The sequence below is a fragment of the Natronincola peptidivorans genome (assembly GCF_900111615.1).
Lineage (GTDB): Bacteria > Bacillota > Clostridia > Peptostreptococcales > Natronincolaceae > Natronincola_A > Natronincola_A peptidivorans.
The window spans coordinates 120,453-139,577 of the sequence record NZ_FOHU01000006.1 but is presented as its reverse complement, the minus strand read 5'-3'; the positions used below and the strand labels follow the sequence as shown (position 1 = coordinate 139,577).

The 19,125-nt window shown below is 40.4% G+C and carries 21 protein-coding genes; all 21 read left to right on the top strand.

Annotated features, from left to right (window positions below; genetic code table 11):
* Nucleotides 1-117 precede the first annotated feature (117 nt).
* Nucleotides 118-501 (top strand): sirohydrochlorin chelatase, encoded by a 384-nt coding sequence (locus tag BMX10_RS08840; protein ID WP_170834752.1) that lies wholly within the window; start codon nucleotides 118-120, stop codon nucleotides 499-501.
* Nucleotides 502-525: 24 nt separating this feature from the next.
* Nucleotides 526-1,782 (top strand): glutamyl-tRNA reductase, encoded by a 1,257-nt coding sequence (gene hemA, locus BMX10_RS08835; RefSeq protein WP_090442571.1) that lies wholly within the window; start codon nucleotides 526-528, stop codon nucleotides 1,780-1,782.
* Between the two features lie 64 nt (nucleotides 1,783-1,846).
* The gene (locus BMX10_RS08830) at nucleotides 1,847-2,518 is read left to right on the top strand and encodes a precorrin-2 dehydrogenase/sirohydrochlorin ferrochelatase family protein (protein WP_090442568.1); all 672 of its coding nucleotides are present in this window, start codon (nucleotides 1,847-1,849) and stop codon (nucleotides 2,516-2,518) included.
* On the top strand, nucleotides 2,515-3,420 hold the full coding sequence (gene hemC / locus BMX10_RS08825) for a hydroxymethylbilane synthase (RefSeq protein WP_090442566.1): 906 nt from the start codon (nucleotides 2,515-2,517) through the stop codon (nucleotides 3,418-3,420). The genes BMX10_RS08830 and hemC overlap by 4 nt, the downstream gene beginning before the upstream one ends.
* A gap of 88 nt (nucleotides 3,421-3,508) precedes the next feature.
* Nucleotides 3,509-5,032: a uroporphyrinogen-III C-methyltransferase gene (gene cobA / locus BMX10_RS08820; RefSeq protein ID WP_090442563.1), complete on the top strand. Its 1,524-nt coding sequence runs from the start codon at nucleotides 3,509-3,511 to the stop codon at nucleotides 5,030-5,032.
* Nucleotides 5,019-5,996: a porphobilinogen synthase gene (gene hemB, locus BMX10_RS08815; RefSeq protein WP_090442559.1), complete on the top strand. Its 978-nt coding sequence runs from the start codon at nucleotides 5,019-5,021 to the stop codon at nucleotides 5,994-5,996. Before cobA ends, hemB begins: the two co-directional genes overlap by 14 nt.
* The gene (gene hemL, locus BMX10_RS08810; RefSeq protein WP_090442556.1) at nucleotides 5,996-7,294 is read left to right on the top strand and encodes a glutamate-1-semialdehyde 2,1-aminomutase; all 1,299 of its coding nucleotides are present in this window, start codon (nucleotides 5,996-5,998) and stop codon (nucleotides 7,292-7,294) included. The genes hemB and hemL overlap by 1 nt, the downstream gene beginning before the upstream one ends.
* A gap of 1 nt (nucleotide 7,295) precedes the next feature.
* Nucleotides 7,296-8,693: a cobyrinic acid a,c-diamide synthase CobB gene (locus BMX10_RS08805; protein WP_090442553.1), complete on the top strand. Its 1,398-nt coding sequence runs from the start codon at nucleotides 7,296-7,298 to the stop codon at nucleotides 8,691-8,693.
* A 93-nt stretch (nucleotides 8,694-8,786) separates the two neighbouring features.
* A complete protein-coding gene (locus BMX10_RS08800; RefSeq protein WP_090442550.1) occupies nucleotides 8,787-9,305 on the top strand; it encodes an ECF transporter S component in 519 nt (172 codons plus the stop codon).
* Nucleotides 9,295-10,053 (top strand): AIR synthase related protein, encoded by a 759-nt coding sequence (locus BMX10_RS08795; protein WP_090442547.1) that lies wholly within the window; start codon nucleotides 9,295-9,297, stop codon nucleotides 10,051-10,053. The genes BMX10_RS08800 and BMX10_RS08795 overlap by 11 nt, the downstream gene beginning before the upstream one ends.
* Nucleotides 10,050-10,781, top strand: coding sequence for an energy-coupling factor ABC transporter permease (locus tag BMX10_RS08790; RefSeq protein ID WP_090442544.1), 732 nt, complete (start codon nucleotides 10,050-10,052; stop codon nucleotides 10,779-10,781). Before BMX10_RS08795 ends, BMX10_RS08790 begins: the two co-directional genes overlap by 4 nt.
* A gap of 150 nt (nucleotides 10,782-10,931) precedes the next feature.
* Nucleotides 10,932-11,684: a cobalt ECF transporter T component CbiQ gene (cbiQ, locus tag BMX10_RS08785; protein ID WP_090442541.1), complete on the top strand. Its 753-nt coding sequence runs from the start codon at nucleotides 10,932-10,934 to the stop codon at nucleotides 11,682-11,684.
* Nucleotides 11,677-12,501, top strand: a complete 825-nt coding sequence (locus tag BMX10_RS08780) for an energy-coupling factor ABC transporter ATP-binding protein (protein WP_090442538.1) — start codon at nucleotides 11,677-11,679, stop codon at nucleotides 12,499-12,501. Before cbiQ ends, BMX10_RS08780 begins: the two co-directional genes overlap by 8 nt.
* A 20-nt stretch (nucleotides 12,502-12,521) precedes the next feature.
* On the top strand, nucleotides 12,522-13,406 hold the full coding sequence (locus BMX10_RS08775; RefSeq protein WP_090442535.1) for a GHMP family kinase ATP-binding protein: 885 nt from the start codon (nucleotides 12,522-12,524) through the stop codon (nucleotides 13,404-13,406).
* 51 nt (nucleotides 13,407-13,457) lie between these two features.
* Nucleotides 13,458-14,078 carry a precorrin-8X methylmutase gene (locus tag BMX10_RS08770; RefSeq protein WP_090442531.1) on the top strand — a complete coding sequence of 207 codons (621 nt, stop codon included), beginning with the start codon at nucleotides 13,458-13,460 and terminating at the stop codon, nucleotides 14,076-14,078.
* Between the two features lie 13 nt (nucleotides 14,079-14,091).
* Nucleotides 14,092-15,216, top strand: coding sequence for a cobalt-precorrin-5B (C(1))-methyltransferase CbiD (gene cbiD, locus BMX10_RS08765; protein ID WP_090442529.1), 1,125 nt, complete (start codon nucleotides 14,092-14,094; stop codon nucleotides 15,214-15,216).
* On the top strand, nucleotides 15,204-15,824 hold the full coding sequence (gene cbiE, locus BMX10_RS08760; protein ID WP_090442526.1) for a precorrin-6y C5,15-methyltransferase (decarboxylating) subunit CbiE: 621 nt from the start codon (nucleotides 15,204-15,206) through the stop codon (nucleotides 15,822-15,824). The genes cbiD and cbiE overlap by 13 nt, the downstream gene beginning before the upstream one ends.
* Complete coding sequence (gene cbiT, locus BMX10_RS08755; RefSeq protein WP_090442523.1) at nucleotides 15,817-16,410, top strand: precorrin-6Y C5,15-methyltransferase (decarboxylating) subunit CbiT; 594 nt, start codon at nucleotides 15,817-15,819, stop codon at nucleotides 16,408-16,410. The genes cbiE and cbiT overlap by 8 nt, the downstream gene beginning before the upstream one ends.
* A gap of 174 nt (nucleotides 16,411-16,584) precedes the next feature.
* Nucleotides 16,585-17,298: a precorrin-2 C(20)-methyltransferase gene (gene cobI / locus BMX10_RS08750; protein ID WP_090442520.1), complete on the top strand. Its 714-nt coding sequence runs from the start codon at nucleotides 16,585-16,587 to the stop codon at nucleotides 17,296-17,298.
* Nucleotides 17,291-18,052: a precorrin-4 C(11)-methyltransferase gene (gene cobM / locus BMX10_RS08745; RefSeq protein ID WP_090442517.1), complete on the top strand. Its 762-nt coding sequence runs from the start codon at nucleotides 17,291-17,293 to the stop codon at nucleotides 18,050-18,052. Before cobI ends, cobM begins: the two co-directional genes overlap by 8 nt.
* On the top strand, nucleotides 18,049-19,095 hold the full coding sequence (cbiG, locus tag BMX10_RS08740; RefSeq protein WP_090442513.1) for a cobalt-precorrin 5A hydrolase: 1,047 nt from the start codon (nucleotides 18,049-18,051) through the stop codon (nucleotides 19,093-19,095). The genes cobM and cbiG overlap by 4 nt, the downstream gene beginning before the upstream one ends.
* The last annotated feature ends 30 nt before the right edge of the window (nucleotides 19,096-19,125 follow it).

The following is a 19,125-nucleotide window of genomic DNA, read 5'->3' as shown; positions in this document are numbered from 1 at the left end:
AGGGAAGGAATGTTTGTAGTGCTGAAAACACCAATATGTCAACAGATATATGTTAGCACATACAAATCTCCATTCATCCGATTGGAGATTTTTTTATTATTACAAGGAGGACGAAAGATGAAAAAAGCGTTATTTGTATTAGCTCATGGTAGTAAGGCCAAGGAAGCGGACGAGACAGTGGAGGCCATTGTAGAAATGTTAAAAGCCAAGGACATAGAGGAATTTCCCTTCATTGGCTATGGTTCTTTGCAGATTTCAACCCCCAGCTTTGAAGAAGGGATAGAGGACTTAGTAAAAAAAGGGGTTGAGGAAATCGTAATTGTCCCTATGTTTCTTTTTAAAGGAAACCATATTAAATTGGACATACCAGAAGAACTGGAAAAACTAGAGAAGAAATATCCCCAGATAAGGTTTGTTATGGGAAAACACATAGGAGCTGATAGCAGAATTGCAGATATTGTTGAAGAGAGAGGAAAAGAGGCTCTTGTCTCAGCACTTTAGCCTATACTTAGAAGGTGAGAAGAAATGAAATTAGCAGCATTTGGTATTACCCATAAAAATTCCACCATAGCCCTTAGAGAAAAGGTTGCATTTTCAAAAAGCAAGCTGCAAAAGGCCTATAACCTATTAAAAGAAGATGCTTTTATCGAAGAAGCAGTAATCCTATCTACCTGCAACCGTAGTGAGATCATAGCTGTGATAAAGGATACCGGCATAGGAGAGGCATGGCTCAAAAGCTTTTATATAAACTTCTTTGACTTAGAAGAGAAAGAGATAGAGGGTCGTTATCTATATAGATGTAAGAAGGAAGTGGTTACTTATCTTTATGAGGTTTGCTGTGGGTTGGACTCCTTGGTGTTAGGAGAAGATCAAATATTGGGACAGGTAAAGGAGGCCCACCAAAAAGCTTTGGAGTTAAAGGCCAGTGGGAAGATACTAAATAAATTATTTTTAGAGGCAGTAACAACTGCTAAAGAAATTAAAACCAAGACCAGTATTTCTGAAAACCCTTTATCCATTAGCTATATTGCTGTAAAGCAGGTGGAAAAACAACTGGGGGATTTAAGGAATAAGCGTGTTTTAATTATAGGGTTTGGGGAAATGAGCAGACTAGCGGTGGAGCATCTTTTAGACAAAGGGATACAAGCAGTGTACATATGCAATAGAAGAAAAGAAAGCTTAGTGCATTTAATGAATCAGCGTAAACAGATCCACTATATTGATTTTGATAAAAAATATCAGCTTTTGGACAAAATAGATATCATCATTAGTGCCACGGGAGCCCCTCACTACATTTATTATAAAGAGGAGTTCGGCAGATATTATGATAGAAGGAAACCAATATGCATTGTAGACATTGCCTTACCAAGAGATATTGACCCTGCTATTGGAGAAATTCCAGGCATAAGCCTATTTGATATAGATCAATTAAAGAATATTGCCGATGAAAACCTAGATGCTAGAAAAAGCTTAATTATTGAAATCAAAAAGGATATTCAAGCTGCTATAAAAAATTATGAAGGTTGGTATCAATGCCTTCCTGTTTACCCCAAGATTGAAGCCATAAATAACTATAGTCAGCAGCTGACGGACGAGGAATTGGACAAAATGTTTAAAAAGCTTTCTCATATCCCTCAAAAAGATAAAGAAACAATAGAGATTCTTGTGAGAAGTCTTGTAAAAAAAATGTGGAAAAAACCTATTCTTCAGTTAAAGGATGCCGGCGCAAAAGGCAAAGGAGAGGAAATGGCATCCTTTGTAGATGAGTTTTTAGGATTATAAAACTAAGCTAGCAAGTATATACCTATACAATATTATTAAATTTGATTTTGTGAGGAGGCTGGAAATGTCTCTATACTATCCCATAATGCTTAATATCAAGGGAAAGTCCTGCACGGTGGTGGGGGGAGGCCTAGTAGCTGAAAGAAAGGTAAAGGCTTTATTGGAGCATGGTGCTATTGTTAAGGTTATTAGTCCCCAACTAACAGAAGGATTAAAGAGCCTAGTAAAAAAAGGCAAGCTCCAATACGAAAAAAAGCCCTATGAAACCGGGGACTTAACGGGAAGCTGCTTGGTTTATGCCGTTACTGACGATAAAAGCATAAATAAGAAGTGTAAAGAAGAAGCAGAGGCGAAACAAATCTTAATCAATATAGGGGATGCCCCAGATAGTTCGGATTTTATTCTGCCGGCTGCTGTAAAACGAGGCAGCCTTACTATTGCTATCTCTACAGAGGGGAAAAGCCCTGCATTATCTCGAAGAATAAAGGAGCAAATAGAGGACACCTATACAGAAGATTATGGAGAGATATTAGATACTCTGGGAGAGATCAGAGAGAAGGCTTTAGAGGAGATTGCTTCCATAGAAGATCGAAAAAAGCTTTTTCATCAGCTGGTACAGGAGTTTTTTTATAAAGCCCCAATAGAAATAGAAACCAAATTACTAAAAGAGGCCATGTGGGAAATGTATCGTAGGTATTGCACCAAGCCAAATGATAAAAAAGGCGTGATGAGATGAGAAAAATAAAGGTAGGCTCTAGGGCTAGTCAGCTAGCTCTGGTACAGGCGGAAATCATTATAGAAATGCTTCAGAAAAGCTTTCCTCAATATGAATATGAAATTATTAAAATTAAAACTAAAGGAGACAAGATTTTGGACCAAACCTTAAGCAAGATTGGCGGGAAAGGTCTTTTTGTCAAGGAAATCCAAACAGCACTGCTGGAGGAAGAAATTGATTTAGCGGTACACAGCATGAAGGATATGCCAGCAGAGTCTCCAGAGGGGTTGGTTTTAGGGGCCATTACCGAAAGAGAAGATCCGAGAGATGTTTTAATTATGAAGGAAAAATGCAGCCTACAGGAGCTTCCCCAAAAATCTGCTGTTGGCACCAGCAGCTTAAGAAGAAAAATACAGCTCTTAAGTCTAAGGAAGGACTTGCAGATGAGGGATATCAGAGGAAATGTTGGCACTAGATTGGAGAAGCTCCACACAGAGGGTTTAGATGCTGTAATTCTGGCGGCAGCAGGACTAAAAAGACTAGGATATCAAGAGGAGGACTTCTATTACTTAGATACAACTACCTTTACTCCAGCTGTAGGCCAAGGGGCCCTGGGCTGTGAGATGAGGAAAAAGGATAAAGAAGTCTATGAAATGCTAAAGAAAATTAATCACAAGGAAACCTATAACTGCGTCATGGCAGAGCGAACCTTTCTAAAGCTTTTAGAGGGAGGATGTCATGTGCCCATTGGAGCCTATGGGCAAAAGATAGAAGGGGAATTATGGATTAACGGGATGGTAGCCTCCGCCGATGGAGAAACCATACTGCGACATACAGAAAAGGGAAGCTTTGAGAACTATCTTGAGGTAGGAACAAAGCTGGCTAAGGAAATGATTAAGCTAGGAGCAAAAGAGCTTTTGTAATGTGAATAGGTGAAACTTAGCCACGTGTGTTTGAAAATTTTAGATACAGACTATACACATGGCAGTTCAAAAAGAAAGGAGGGATTCTGTGAAGAAACCCTATGTTTATTTGGTAGGGGCTGGACCCGGGCAGGAAGATCTGATTACGGTGAAGGGCTTAAAGTGCATAGAGAAGGCAGAGGTTATTCTCTATGACCGATTGGCCAACGAAAGCCTTTTAAAGCACAAAAGGCCAGAAGCAGAAGTGATAGATGTAGGCAAGGCACCAGACCATCATGCTTATACACAAGAGGAAATCAATCAACTATTGGTTACAAAGGCCAAGGAAGGAAAGATTGTTACTAGATTGAAGGGGGGAGACCCCTTTGTATTTGGCAGGGGGGGCGAGGAGGCTTTGACTTTATACGAAGCCGATATTCCCTTTGAAATCGTACCAGGGATTACATCAGCTATAGCAGTTCCCGCTTATGGAGGTATTCCTGTAACCCATCGTGGTATAAGTACCTCCTTTCATGTTATTACAGGACATGAAGACCCTACCAAGGCAGAAGCCTCTGTCAACTATGAAGCCTTGGCAAAGCTGGAGGGAACCCTGATATTTTTAATGGGGGTAAGCCACCTGAAGGAAATTACAGAAAAGCTAATGGCCTATGGAAAGGATAAAAACACGCCAGCTGCTTTGATTCATAGAGGAACAACCGCTAGACAAAAAACTGTTACAGGGACCCTGGGAACCATTGTAGATATAGTGGATGCCAATAAAATAAAACCACCCTCCATTATTATTATTGGAGAAGTAGTGAAGCTAAGACAATCATTAAACTGGGTAGAAAAGCTTCCGCTACAGGGAAAAAGAATCCTAGTTACCAGAACAAGACAGCAGGCCAGTGATTTATCTCGAAAGCTGAAGGAGCTAGGGGGAGAGGTAATAGAATTTCCCACCATACAAATCCAAGCACCGGAGGATTTTGCTGATATCGATGAAAAACTTAGAAACTTAAAGAAATTTCAGCATATTATTTTTACAAGCGTCAACGGTGTAAAGGCATTTTTTGAAAGACTAAAGGTGATAAAAACAGATATCCGCTCTATCGGCACAGCGCGGATTCATGCCATTGGCTCTGTTACCAAGAAGGCCCTAGAGGATAAGGGGATTTTGGTGGATATAATCCCTGAAGTTTTTACAGCAGAAGGCGTGCTGGAGGCTGTTAAGGAGATAATTCAATCAGGAGACAGAGTGCTATTACCACGAGCAGATATTGCCAGACAGGCTTTAATTGATGGTTTAAAGGAGATGGGGGCTGAGGTAGAAGTAATGGATATCTATAAAACCACTATACCCACCTGCAGGAGGCAGGACTTAGTAGAAATATTAAGGAACTCTGTAGATTATATTACCTTTACCAGCTCCTCCACAGCAAGAAATTTTATGGAAATACTAACCCCAGAAAATCATCAGTTGATAGAAAACAGTAAAATAGCCGTGATTGGACCTATTACAAAGAAAACAGCAATGGAGCTTGGAGTAAAGGTAGATATAGAGGCAGAGGAATACACCATTGATGGTTTAGTAAAAAGTATAAAGGGGGAAAAGGATCTTGAAGGATTTTAAAAGATCTAGAAGGTTGAGAAGCAGTGCTGAAATTAGAGGTTTAGTGAGGGAAACCAATGTACATATCTCTGACTTAATCTATCCCATGTTTGTGGTACCTGGAAAAAACATAAAAAGAGAAATACCCAATATGCCAGAGCAATACCATTATTCTGTTGATCAGCTGAAGGAAGCTGTAAAGGAAGTGATAGAGCTGGGAATCAAGGCCATCGTGTTTTTTGGGTTGCCAGAGAATAAGGATGAAGATGCTTCAGAAGCCTATGCAATGGATGGTATTGTTCAACTGGCAGTAAAGGAAGTAAAAAAATACTATCCTGGTATCTTGGTCATCACGGATGTTTGTCTCTGTCAATATACCAGTCATGGCCATTGCGGCGTTGTAAAGGGAGGGGTTGTTATCAACGACGAAAGCATTGATAAGCTGGCAGCAGTAGCCTTATCCCATGCTATGGCAGGGGCTGATATGGTGGCGCCCTCTGATATGATGGATGGGAGGGTAGGAAGGATTAGAGAAATCCTAGATAAAAACAATTTCAAGCATATTCCCATTATGAGCTATAGTGTAAAGTATGCTTCAGCCTTCTATGGACCCTTTAGAAGTGCTGCCAACTGCGCACCACAGTTTGGAGACAGAAAAACCTATCAAATGGATCCCGCCAATCGACTGGAGGCTATCAGACAGGTGGAAGCAGACCTAGAGGAGGGAGCAGATATCATTATGGTAAAGCCTGCCCTTGCTTATTTAGATGTTATTCGAGAGGTAAAGAATGGGTTTTCTGCACCGATAGCTGCTTACCAGGTAAGCGGTGAGTACGCTATGATCAAGATTGCCGCAAGGGAAGGATTAATCAAAGAAGAGGAAAGCATGGTGGAGGCATTGGCTGCCATAAAGCGTGCAGGTGCCGATATGATTTTAACCTACTTTGCCAAGGATATGGCTAGATGGATTAGGAGGAATCAGTAATGATGATGGAAAGGTCTAAAAAGCTTTTTGAAGAAGCAAAAACTGTTATGCCAGGAGGAGTAAACAGTCCAGTAAGAGCATTTTCTTCAGTAAAAATGGAGCCTCTTTTCTTTAAAAAGGGAGAAGGAACCTATCTTTATGATGAGGACGGAAATAAGTACATTGACTATGTAGGCTCATGGGGACCTCTTATCCTGGGACATTGTCATCCAGAGGTGGTAAAAAACCTTAAGGAGGTTGTGGAACTGGGTACCAGCTTTGGTGCACCTACAGAAATCGAAACCAGAATGGCACAACTGATTGTAGAGTCTATACCTTCTATAGAGATGATTAGAATGGTGAATTCCGGTACAGAAGCCACCATGACGGCCCTTCGTTTAGCAAGAGGCTATACCGGCAGAAGTAAGATTGTAAAGTTTAATGGAAACTATCATGGACATTCTGACAGTCTACTGATCAAAGCAGGATCAGGAGCTTTGACCCATGGAGTACCCAACAGCCCCGGGGTACCAGAGGATGTTGTTAGGAATACCATTGATGCTAGATTTAATGACATAGAAAATGTAGAAGAGATTTTTAAAGCCTATGGCGACGAGATCGCTGCCGTTATTGTAGAGCCGGTGGCAGGAAACATGGGGGTTGTTCCCATGACGCAGGCTTTTGCCGACAGATTGCGAAGCATCACAGAGGAATATGGCAGTGTCTTAATCTTTGATGAGGTAATGACAGGCTTTCGAGTAGCTTTTAAAGGTGCCCAAAGCCTCTATAACATCACGCCGGATCTTACCTGCTACAGCAAGGTTATCGGTGGAGGATTACCGGTGGGAGCTTTTGGCGGCAAAAAGGAAATTATGTCTCAAATGTCACCAATAGGCCCGGTTTATCAAGCAGGAACTCTTTCCGGCAATCCCTTGGCCATGATGGCAGGCTATACAACCCTAAAGATTTTGAGGGATAATCCTGAGATCTACCAAGAGCTAGAGAAGAAAGCAGAGTTGCTGGAGAAGGGATTAAAGAAGCATGCAGCAGCATTAGGAGTAAAGGCTTCCTTCAACAGAGTAGGGGCGATGCTATGTATGTTCTTTACAGATAAAAAAGTGGAAGATTTTGAAGCAGCTGTAACCTCTGACACAGAAAAATATGCCGTCTATTTCAAAGAAATGCTGAAGAGAGGGGTTTACTTAGCACCTTCACAATTTGAAGCAACCTTTATTAACGCCGCTATGACAGAGGAAGACATAGAAAAAACCCTAGAGGCTGCCTACCATGCATTAGAGGAAGTAAAGAGGCTAGGGTAGTATGAAAACAGCAAAAGGCTTTTTATTAGCAGGAACCCAAAGTGGTGTTGGAAAAACTACAATTTCTACTGGTATCATGGGGGCCCTGAAGAAAAGAGGCTATAGGGTAAAACCGTTTAAGGTTGGGCCGGACTACATAGACCCTCAGTTTCATCGTTTTATTACCGATAATCCTTCCAGGAACCTAGACAGCTATATGCTTAAGGAGAAAACCATAAAAAGGATATTTACCCAGAATATAACTGAGGAAGATCTTGCGGTGGTGGAGGGGGTGATGGGCCTCTACGACGGCTATGGCACAGAAAAGGACCAAGGAAGCTCTGCTCATGTTGCGAAAATCCTTGACTTGCCAGTGGTGCTAGTGATAGATGGCAGCGGTACCTCCACCAGCGGAGCTGCTATGGTACTAGGCTATAAGCTTTATGACGCAAAGGTAAATATACAAGGAATTATTATCAATAATCTTTCCGGTGAAAGGCATTATCTTCTTCTAAAGGAAGCTATCGAGAGAGATACCGGGATAAAATGTATTGGATATCTGAAGAAAAACAAAAATATTCAATTGAAAAGCAGACATTTAGGCTTGATTCCCTGTGGAGAAGTGCCAGCGCTGCAGGAAAAGGTAGATGAGGTGGTGGCTATGATAGAAGAAACCATAGACCTAGAAGCCTTAGTAAGACTAAGTGGAAAGATAGCTGTAGAAAGCTATTTAGAAGAAGGAAGTAAGCCTTTAGAAAGAAAAATCACCATCGCTTTTGCCTATGATGATGCCTTTAATTTCTACTACCAGGACAATTTAGATTTACTAAAAGAATTGGGCTGCCACCTCATATCCTTTAGTCCTTTAAAGGATAAGGAACTTCCGGAGGAAATAGACGGTATCTACATAGGGGGAGGCTTTCCAGAGGTTTTTGCTAAGGAGCTGGAAGAAAATAAAAGCATGCGAAGGGATATTTATCAAAAAGCCTTAGAGGGAGTACCCATTTACGGTGAATGCGGAGGATTTATGTATTTAACCAAGGGAATTAAGACCTTTGATGGAGAGTATCATGAAATGGCAGGGATTTTTGATGCTGCATCAGAAATGACCAACCGACTGCAGCGATTTGGTTACTGTGAGGTAGAGATCAAAGAAAGCAGTAGCTTCTTTGAGAGGCCTTTTAAAATAAAAGGCCATGAATTTCATCGAGGAATAATAAAAAGCAATAACAACAACTCTAGCTACCATGTAAAAAAAACAAGAAAAGGGGAGATCCAGGATAGTTGGGACTGCGGCTTAGAAAAATACAACTGCTTAGGCGCTTTTCCCCACATACACTTTTACAGCAACCCTTCCTTTGTAAAAGGCTTTCTTGAAAGGTGTCAAAGCTATAAATTATTTCGGCAGAGGAAAAGATAACATACCTTATAAGGGTTGACACTGCCTCTGGCAAGGTTTGATTAGAGTATTGTTCTTCAACAAAAATTATAAAAAAGGAATAGGGGGATTTCTATGTTTCAACAGGAGGTAAAAAAGATTTATAATGTCAGAACCATAACCAAAATAGCCATGCTGATTGCCATAAGTATGATTGGAGCTATGATTAAGATTCAAGGAAGTATAGCCTTTGACTCTATGGCAGGTTTTTATGCAGCCATTGCCATCAGCCCATTAGCCGGCGGCCTTGTGGGGCTTCTAGGACATTTATTATCAGCGGCTACTGCAGGCTTTCCCATGACATTACCAATGCATCTTATTGTAGCTATTGAAATGTTTTTATTTGTCTATATTTTTGGATGGCTATATAATAAAGCATCCAGTTGGATGGCTGTGTTGGTGGCAACATTATTAAATGGACCCGTAGCAGCTTTGATCGTTGTACCTACTTCCATCATGCTAGGGCTGCCCTTTAGTGGATGGCCGTTATTTACAGTGATTTGGATACCTTTAACCATAGCTTCCTTTTTAAATATTTCTTTAGCGACTATGATTCATAAAAACATTTCAAAGGGCATTAAAAATGAGGGTTAAAAGATTTAGGGATCTTACCCTTATTGAAGAAACACCCAATAAGCTTTTGGTAATCGCCTGTGATTCCTGTGGAGCTGTTGGAAATAAGGAAAGGGATATCGTGAAGGTACCCCCTGAGGTGGTAGGCTATTATACAGCTAGGGTTGCCTTAATGGAGGTTTTATCAGTAGGAGCGGAGATAATAACAGTCATAGACACCCTGTCAGTGGAGATGGAACCTACTGGAAAAGGAATCATCAAGGGAATAGAAGCTTTATTAAAAGAAGCTTCCATTGATACAGTTTTTCTCAATGGCAGTACTGAGGAGAATTTTGCCACCTGTCAAACGGCTATGGGCATTACAGTAATAGGAGCAGTAGAAAAAGAGAAGTTAAAAGCAAACACCTCAAAACAGGGTGATATTGTAGCTCTATTAGGAGCCCCAAAGCTGGGGAATGAAATAAGCTACCCGACAGATGAAGAAATCTGCAGCATAGGGGATATAAAAAAGCTGAGTTCCTTAAAAGAAGTAAAGGAAATCTACCCTGTGGGATCAAAGGGGATCCTGTATGAGGCTGATTATTTAGCCAAAAGCAATAAATGCTCCTTTAAAAAGAAGGAGAACCATCAAATAGATATTAATAAATCTGCAGGACCTGCAACGGTTGTTATTTTTACGATAGAAGCTGATAAGCTTTCTTTTGTTGAAGAGAAGCTGAAAAGATCGCTGCAGATAATTGGAGAATTAATTGAGGGGGAAAGACAATGAAAAAGAAGCAATTGTTTTCAGCATTTACCTTGGCGGGGGTACTTGCTATTTTGCCAACACCGGTCTTTGCCATGCACATTTCTGAGGGCTTTCTATCACTAAAATGGGTGATTGCCTGGTGGATAGCACTTCTGCCTTTCTTATACTTTAGCACAAAAAGACTCAAAGCCACCTTGGAGGAGCATCCTAACTGCAAGATTTTGTTAGCTGTTATAGGTGCCACAACCTTTGTATTATCTACACTGACCCTCCCTTCCTTTACAGGCAGCTCATCCCATCCAGCAGCAGTGGCTTTAGGGGCAATTATGTTTGGACCTACCATGATGGTTTTGATATATTTTATTGTACTAACCTTTCATGCTCTTTTGCTGAGCCATGGAGGTATTACAACCCTGGGTGCCAATGCTTTTTCTATGGCGGTTGTGGGGCCCTTTGTTACCTATGGAGTCTATAAGCTGTTAAAACACTTGAAAGCTCCAACTTGGGCAAGTGTGTTTGTAGCCACAGCTATAGGAAGCTTGTCCATCTATATCACAACCTCCATCCAGCTATCCTTTGCCTATGGGGATGCTGCTACGGGCTTTTTAGGCTCCTTTATGAAGTTTATGAGTATTTTTGCCATCACACAGATACCTTTAGCTATTGTAGAAGGCGTATTAACGGTAGTGGTCTTTAAAGTGATCTTTAATTACAATAAACAGAAATTAGAGGAGTTATCCTTTATGTAAGAGGTCAAAAGCTTATACAGATAGACTTCGCAAACTAACCACCTTCAAACATGCCAATTTCTTAAGGCATTTATCATATCCATAGGCTTGGATATCCATAGATAAGACAGCACAATCAATAACGAACCACAAAATAGAGGGGGTAAAGCCGTGTTTATCATAGACCAAATAGCCTACAACAGCAACTTAAGAGAAATGCATCCTTCAGAAAAGTTCTTTTTTTCAATAGCCACCATGACGATGGTCTTTATCAGCAACGCCCCCCTTATCGCTTCTATTGTGTTTCTTATGATGACCTTTCTATTGCTTTACAAAGGAAGAGTTCCTTTTACGCTATTAATGAAGCTTTATCTATTGCCCTGTGCTTTTGTACTACTAGGCATGGTAGCAATTATCTTTAGCCTAGAGGTAGAAGGTGGACTTCGTTTAACTTTGGCAGAGAATGCTTTTCAACAAGGATTTCTCTTGATTACAAGATCCTTTGCCTCTATATCCTGTCTGTATTTTTTAGTGCTGACGACACCCATCACAGAGATAATTTATGTATTGGAAAAGCTAAGGGTACCTATCTTAATAAGAGAAATGATGTTTTTTATTTATAGATTTATTTTTATTTTTATAAAAATAGCCGCTGATATCCATACATCTCAAAGGATTAGAGGAGGCTATGCCAATATAAAAAACAGCTACTATGCATTGTCACAGTTGATCTCAGTATTGTTTTTAAAGGCACAGCATCATGGGGAGCTTACCTACACCGCCCTCGTATCTAGGGGCTATACCGGAGAAATAAGAACAGTGGCACCTCCCTATAAAAAATGCAAAAAAAATTGGATTAAGATTGCTATAGCGGAAGGATTTTTAATAGGGATTTTTCTATGGAAAGGACAGTATTATGGATAATATCATCATAGAGTTTAAAAATGTACATTACCAATATCCCGATGGAACAAAGGCTCTAAAGGGGATAAATATAAAAATCCCTAAGGGCAAAAAAATTGTGTTTTTGGGACCCAACGGCTGTGGAAAATCAACAACCTTTCTTCAAATGAATGGTGTTTTGAGGCCCACTGAAGGAGATATCTACTATAAAGGACAGCTGGTTTCCAATAAAAAGAAGCCAAAAAAGGATTTATGGAAAGAGGTAGGCTTTGTATTTCAAGATCCGGAGATACAGCTTTTTTCTGCTAATGTCTATGAAGAAATATCCTTTGGTCCTAAAAATCTAGGCCTCTCCCATGAAGAGATTAGAGAAAGAGTAGAAGAGGCTATGAAGGACACCAATGTCACAGACCTTCAGCAGAAGCCAGTACATTATCTAAGTGGAGGAGAAAAAAAGAGAGTATCTATTGCAGATATCCTAGCCATGGATACAGAGGTGATTCTCTTTGATGAACCAACCACATCCTTAGATCCCAAGCATATAGAAGCCTTAATGAAAATACTTGAAGAATTACATGAGGGAGGAAAAACCCTAATCATTTCTACCCATGATGTAAACCTAGCCTATGGCTGGGGAGATTACTTTTACATCATGAAAGAGGGAGCAGTTTTATTAGAAGGAGACCATCAAGAAGTTTTTAAACAAAAAGAGCTGCTACAGAAAGCACATCTAGAAATCCCATGGATTTTAGAAATTTATCAATATTTATTAGACAATAACAAGACAAAAGTATTGCAGCCTCCAAGAAATAAAGAAGAATTATTAAGCTACCTATAGACAATAGAGGGGTTGATGTTATGATTCAAGGAATTTGTCCTGCCTCCTGCGGTGAGCTGCTGCAGGGGTATATGTTAGGAGGAGAAAAGCTAATCTCCTATAGCATTAATTTGTTTAGCACCGTAACCATTATAGAGAAAACTCAGGTAGACAAAAATAGTATTTCACAGAACCACGAAAAAGCCTACAGAATGCTGGAAAGCCTCTTTAGGCATTATGGGTATCATAAAGAAGACTACAAAGACATCGTCTTAAAGATAGATTCCCCTATCCCTATTGGGAAGGGAATGGCCAGCAGTACTGCAGATTTAGCTGCCACTGCTGTAGCTGGTGCCAAGTATTTGAAGAAAACCATTACCCAAGAAGAAATAGCAAAGCTTTGTATAGCAATTGAGCCTACTGATAGCACAATTTTTTCTCATTTAACCCTTTTTGACCACCTGAAGGGAACCTTTAAAAAGCAGTATCACAGCCTGCCGGCATGCAAGGTACTGCTGCTGGAGGGAAAAGAAATTATTGATACCATAAGCTTTAGAAAAACAGATAGAAGGTCTCTTTTAAAAAAAGCAGAAGCCTCATTAGGGGAAGCCCTCTCACTTTTTGAAAAGGGAATAAAAGCACGGGATTTAAAGGAGATAGGCAAAGCCGCTACCATCAGTGCTTTTGCAAATCAAAGCATTCTCCATAAAGAAGACCTTGAGGAAATCCATGAACTGAGTCAAAGGCTAGGAGCCTATGGCATCAATGTAGCCCATAGCGGCTCCGTAATGGGAGTGCTGTACAATGATGGAGATTTTGATAGGGAAGGATTTTACCATGGGCTTCTGGAAAAAAAGCTGATGAAGAACTATTTGTCCATTTCCAGCTATGACATTATCTCTGGCGGAGCTAGGCTAGCTAATTAGTAAGTATTACCAGTGCATCCATACACAACCTAAAAACGAGGAGAGAAAACCATGGAATATATCAAAGACCCAAGGGATATTGAAAAAAATAGCTTTGAAATCATAACCCAAGAGCTGGGGGAGAAAACCTTTCCTGAAAGAGAAGGAAAGATTATTAAAAGAATGATTCATACAACAGCTGATTTCCAGTATGCCGATATCACCAAAATCAGCAAAGGAGCCATAGACAGTGGATTAGCAGCCTTAAAAGAAGGCTGTAGTATCTATACAGATACAAGGATGTCTATGGCGGGCATTAACAAAAGAGCTTTAAAACAGATGAACTGTGAAATTTACTGTCTGGTAGACGATCCAGAAGTGGCAAAGGAAGCAAAGGAAAGAGGCCTTACCAGGTCAATGGTGGCAATGGAAAAGGCAGCCAAGGAAGAAAAGACTAAAATCTTTGTCATCGGCAACGCCCCTACTGCATTATTTCAATTATGTCAGTACATCGACGAAGGAAAAAAGCTGCCAAGCTTAGTTGTGGGGGTACCGGTAGGATTTGTAGGAGCCCGTGAATCAAAGGATGAGCTGATAAGGAGAAATGTGCCCTACATAACCACCTTAGGAAGAAAAGGCGGCAGCACAGTAGCTGCAGCCATTGTAAACGCTCTTTTATACATGAATCTGTAGGAGAATTGCTATCATGGATAAATATATGATTAAAAATGGAAAACGTCTGCAATATGGCTACACTACAGGGTCCTGTGCAGCTGCCGCCTCCAAAGCAGCAGCTAATATGCTTATGACAGGGGAGCCTTTAGAGGAGATTACCATAGCTACACCAAAGGGTTGGGACCTAAAGCTGAGGGTAATAGATCCAAAAATAGAAGGCCCTTGGGCTTCCTGCAGCATCAAAAAGGATGCAGGGGACGATCCAGATGTTACCCATGGCCTCCTAATCTATAGCAAAGTAAAGTGGCGACAAGACAATAAGATCAATATTCAGGGAGGCAGAGGGGTAGGGAGAGTAACAAAAAAAGGCCTGCCGGCAGCTGTAGGAAAGGCTGCCATCAATCCTATTCCTCTCCAAATGATAGAAAAGGAAGTAAGAGAGATGATTGGTTATGAAAAAGGCCTAGACATAGAAATCTTTGTTCCCAAGGGTGAAGAAATTGCAAAAAAAACCTTTAATCCCCGTTTAGGAATAGAAGGCGGGATCTCTATATTGGGGACCTCTGGCATCGTAGAGCCTATGTCAGAGGAGGCCTGGAAGGATTCCTTGGGACTAGAAATAGCTATGCTAAAAGAAGAAGGAATAGATAAACTGATTTTTGTTCCAGGAAATTATGGGAGAGATCTGGTAAAAAACACCTATCAATTTCAGGACAAATATATCATAAAAACTAGTAATTTTATAGGTTTTATGCTGGACAAGGCTGTTGAACATGGAATCAAGCAAATCCTATTAGTAGGACATCTTGGGAAGCTGGCAAAGGTTGCAGGAGGTATTTTCCATACCCATAGCAGAGTAGCAGACGGCAGGAGAGAAATCCTGGCGGCTTATTTAGCCTTACTAGGGGCTTCTCCTCATGAGGTAAAGACCGTATTGACCAGCAATACAACAGAGGAGGCAGTCTCCTATATCCGACAAATTAAAAAAGAAAAAATATTTCCTATACTAGCCCAAAAAATCACGGAGAAGACAAGGGAAAGAACAGAAGAAAAGGTACAAATAGGTAGTGTGATTTTCACCATGGAGGAAGGGATACTGGCTATTTGTCCCGAAGGGAAAAAACTGCTGGAGGGATGTAAGGAATGGAAAAAATAACTGTGATTGGAGTAGGCCCAGGACATAAGGATTATGTACTGCCGGTGGCATACAAGGCGGTGGAAGCCAGCGACATCTTAATAGGAGGAAGAAGAAACCTAGAGATTTTTCAGGACTACACAGGAGAAACCTATGTCATCTCAAAGGATTTAGAGAAGGTAATGAATTATATAAAGACCCATAGAAAAAGCAAAAAAATAGCTATTGTTCTTTCTGGAGATACTGGATTTTACAGTATGCTCATCTACTTAAAAAAGCACTTTTGTGATGAGGATTTAGAGGTGATTCCAGGAATAAGCTCCCTACAGTATTTGTTTGCTAGGATAAAAGAAACCTGGCAAGGGGTACCTCTGATGAGCCTTCATGGAAGGGAAGAGAACTATATAGAAAAGTTGAAAACCTATAAAAAGGTAGGATTATTAACAGATTCCCAGCATAAACCAGAAGCCATAGCGGAGGCTTTAATAAAAGCAAAGTTAGATAAAGCAATTATGATTGTGGGAGAAAATCTTTCCTATGAAGAAGAAAGGATTATTAAGGGAGAACCAAAAGAAATTATGGAAAAGGCTCCCTATCAAATGTCAGTGGTGGTGATTACCTATGAATAAAAAATGGAATTATAGCAGCTTTGGCATTCCCGACAGTTATTTTGTAAGGGGAAAGGCTCCTATGACAAAGGAGGAAGTGAGGGCTGTTGTGATGGGAAAGCTTCGACTACAGGAGGAGCATATCTTTGTAGATGTAGGTGCTGGAACAGGATCAGTATCTATAGAGGCCGCTTTAAAGCTCTCAAAGGGAAAGGTGTATGCCATAGAGTATAAGGAGGAAGCCTTAGAGCTTTTAGAAATAAACAAAAATACTTTTGAAATAAATAATCTAAACATCATGAGGGGTAGAGCAGAAATAGAACTAAAAAAAATAGCATCCTTTGACAGAATTTTTGTTGGGGGCAGCAGTGGTGCCCTACCAGAGGTACTGGACTATGCCCACCAGCACCTTACTCCAGAAGGAAGAATTGTCATCACTGCCGTCACTATTGAAACTCTAAACCAAGGATTACAGGGACTAAAAACCAAAGGATTTCAAGAGATAGAAGTGATTTCTGTAGGGATCTCAAAAGGACGTTTCACAGGAAACTATACCCTAATGGAGGCGCAAAATAGTGTCTATGTAATTTCAGGCATGAAGAAATAAGCAAATTTAAAGGCTTATATATGGATATACAAGTTGAAAGCTATCATTATTACAATCCATCATCGTATAACTAATTATGGTAAATAGAAAAATGTATATTTTAATTTCTGAGCTTGGATATCAATATAATGAAAAGCACGATAAAGCAGGATAAACTTGAGGGGGTTGTTGAAGATGAAGGGAAAGCTATATGGCATAGGGGTAGGACCGGGAGACCCTGAACTGTTAACCCTAAAAGCAGTGAAGCTGTTGGGGGAAGCAGATATGATTGTTTGTCCTAAGGGAAAAAAAGAAGAAGACAGTATTGCTCTACAGATTGCAAAAGGGCATATCCACCCTAACGCAGAAATAAAGCCCCTAGTGTTTCCCATGGTTTATTGTAAAGAAACCCTAGAAAATCATTGGAAGGAGAATATCAGCATTATATCTGATGCTTTAGATAGAGGTAAAAAAGTAGTGTTTCTAACCCTAGGAGATGCTTTGCTATACAGTACGTATATCTATATTGTAAAAGTGCTAAAGGAAAAAGATTATTCCATCGAAACGATACCAGGTATCACCTCCTTTAGTGCCGCTGCCAGCAGAGTAAATCTTCCCTTGGCAGAAGGAGATGAAGCCTTAACCATTCTTCCTCTTATCAAGGAGAAGGAAAAAGTAGAAAGAGCATTGACCAATAATGACAATTTAGTAGTGCTGAAGGTATCTCATGATCCAAAGGGTTTAGCATCCAAACTAAAGGCGCATGGACTAGAGAAGAGCTTTGTCATGATTTCTAAATGCGGCCACAGTGACGAGCAGGTGACTACAGATATAAAGGTACTTGAAGAAGGAAGGGTACCCTATCTATCTACTGTTATCATAAAAAAAGGAGGGAAGCTCCGTGGCTAAGGTTTATTTTATAGGAGCAGGACCAGGTGATCCAGAGCTAATCACCTTAAAGGGTCATAAAAAAATTCAAGAAGCAGATGTCATTATCTATGCTGGTTCCTTAGTGAATCCACAGGTGATTGCCGATAGAAAAGAAAATGCAGCAGTCTATAACAGCGCCTCCATGACCCTGACGGAGGTAATAGAGGTAATGAAAAAAGCTTCAAGAGAAGCAAAAACTATTGCAAGGGTCCATACAGGGGATCCAAGTATTTATGGGGCTATTAGAGAGCAAATGGATGCATTAATAGAGCTGTCTATAGATTATGAAGTGATACCTGGAGTCAGCTCTTTTGTGGCTTCGGCAGCTCAGCTAAAAAAAGAATTTACCCTGCCAGAGGTATCACAAACCGTGATCCTTACAAGGATGGAAGGAAGAACCCCTGTGCCGCCTAAAGAGAGCCTTTCTTCTCTAGCGGAGCACCAAGCCTCTATGGCAATTTTTTTATCCGTCCAAATGATAGACAAGGTGGTAGAGCAGCTGATAACCAGCTATCCTCCTGAAACACCAGTAGCAGTTGTCCAAAAAGCCACCTGGGAGGATGAAAAAATAGTAGAGGGGACCCTAAAAAACATCGCAGAAAGGGTAAAAGAAGCAGATATTAAAAAAACTGCACAAATCCTAGTGGGGGATTTTCTAGGGAACCAATATGCCCTCTCCAAGCTGTATGATGAAAATTTCACCCATGAATATAGAAAGGGAAAGAATAAATGAAAACAGCTATTTTAACGGTAACACAGGGAGGAAAGCAGCTGGGACTGCAGATAAAGAAACAGCTGCCACAGGCTCAGCTGTATGTACTGCCAAAATTTCATCATGAAGATTATGAAAAAGAAGCTGTCCTTCCTATAGAGCCAGATCTAAAAGCAGTGGTGAAGAAAATATTTTCTCAGGTAGATTATTTAATTTTTATTATGGCGGCTGGCATTGTGGTTCGATGTATTGCCCCCTATATAAAGCATAAAAGCCAGGACCCTGGGGTGCTGGTAATGGATGAAAAGGGACAGCATGTCATCAGTCTATTGTCGGGACATATGGGAGGTGCTAACGAATTCACCTTAAAAATAGCCGCAATCGTAGGAGGAAACCCAGTAATTACCACTGCCTCTGATGTGCAAAATACCATGGCAGTAGATACTCTGGCACAAAGATTAAACTGTAGACTCAAGGATTGGCAGATGGCAAAAAAAATAACCGCAGCCATTGTAAACAATGAAAAAATCGGGGTTTATTCAGAAATTCCTATCAATATAGAGCTACCCTCTCAGTATCATCTAGTAAAAAATTTAGCAGATCTTTCTCATGAACCCTATGGCATCTATATTGGAAACAAGGACGTAGAAGACCTAAAAGAAAACTGGCTGCAGCTGTATCCTCAGAATCTAGTCTTAGGAATAGGCTGTAGAAAGGACACAACCAAAGAGGTGCTTTTAACAGAGATAAAAACAGCTTTACAAAAGATAGAAAAAAGCATAGAAAGCATAAAAAAAATAACCACAGTGGATATAAAAGCAGAAGAAAAAGGATTAAAGGAGACGGCTATCGCCTTAGAGGTACCACTAGAGATATTTTCGAGGGAAAAGCTATTAGAAATAGAAACCCTTTTTGACAGCTCTCCCTTTGTAAAAGAAACCATCGGAGTGGGGGCAGTCAGCGAACCTTGTGCCTACCTAGGCAGTCAGGGAGGGAAAATGCTTTTAAAGAAACAGAAAAATCAAGGAGTAACCATTTCCATAGCAGAGAATAATGACTTGTAATTTTGCAATACACATCCATAAAGAAAGGAA

Bases quoted from the DNA above. Each gene is read 5' to 3' on its own strand.
- BMX10_RS08800 (WP_090442550.1), top strand. From the start codon at position 8,787: ATGTTTCAACAGGAGGTAAAAAAGATTTATAATGTCAGAACCATAACC.
- cbiD (WP_090442529.1), top strand. From the start codon at position 14,092: ATGGATAAATATATGATTAAAAATGGAAAACGTCTGCAATATGGCTAC.
- BMX10_RS08830 (WP_090442568.1), top strand. From the start codon at position 1,847: ATGTCTCTATACTATCCCATAATGCTTAATATCAAGGGAAAGTCCTGC.
- cbiE (WP_090442526.1), top strand. From the start codon at position 15,204: ATGGAAAAAATAACTGTGATTGGAGTAGGCCCAGGACATAAGGATTAT.
- hemA (WP_090442571.1), top strand. From the start codon at position 526: ATGAAATTAGCAGCATTTGGTATTACCCATAAAAATTCCACCATAGCC.
- BMX10_RS08775 (WP_090442535.1), top strand. From the start codon at position 12,522: ATGATTCAAGGAATTTGTCCTGCCTCCTGCGGTGAGCTGCTGCAGGGG.
- hemC (WP_090442566.1), top strand. From the start codon at position 2,515: ATGAGAAAAATAAAGGTAGGCTCTAGGGCTAGTCAGCTAGCTCTGGTA.
- BMX10_RS08795 (WP_090442547.1), top strand. From the start codon at position 9,295: ATGAGGGTTAAAAGATTTAGGGATCTTACCCTTATTGAAGAAACACCC.
- BMX10_RS08805 (WP_090442553.1), top strand. From the start codon at position 7,296: ATGAAAACAGCAAAAGGCTTTTTATTAGCAGGAACCCAAAGTGGTGTT.
- cobI (WP_090442520.1), top strand. From the start codon at position 16,585: ATGAAGGGAAAGCTATATGGCATAGGGGTAGGACCGGGAGACCCTGAA.
- hemL (WP_090442556.1), top strand. From the start codon at position 5,996: ATGATGATGGAAAGGTCTAAAAAGCTTTTTGAAGAAGCAAAAACTGTT.
- BMX10_RS08770 (WP_090442531.1), top strand. From the start codon at position 13,458: ATGGAATATATCAAAGACCCAAGGGATATTGAAAAAAATAGCTTTGAA.
- BMX10_RS08790 (WP_090442544.1), top strand. From the start codon at position 10,050: ATGAAAAAGAAGCAATTGTTTTCAGCATTTACCTTGGCGGGGGTACTT.
- BMX10_RS08840 (WP_170834752.1), top strand. From the start codon at position 118: ATGAAAAAAGCGTTATTTGTATTAGCTCATGGTAGTAAGGCCAAGGAA.
- cbiG (WP_090442513.1), top strand. From the start codon at position 18,049: ATGAAAACAGCTATTTTAACGGTAACACAGGGAGGAAAGCAGCTGGGA.
- BMX10_RS08780 (WP_090442538.1), top strand. From the start codon at position 11,677: ATGGATAATATCATCATAGAGTTTAAAAATGTACATTACCAATATCCC.
- cbiT (WP_090442523.1), top strand. From the start codon at position 15,817: ATGAATAAAAAATGGAATTATAGCAGCTTTGGCATTCCCGACAGTTAT.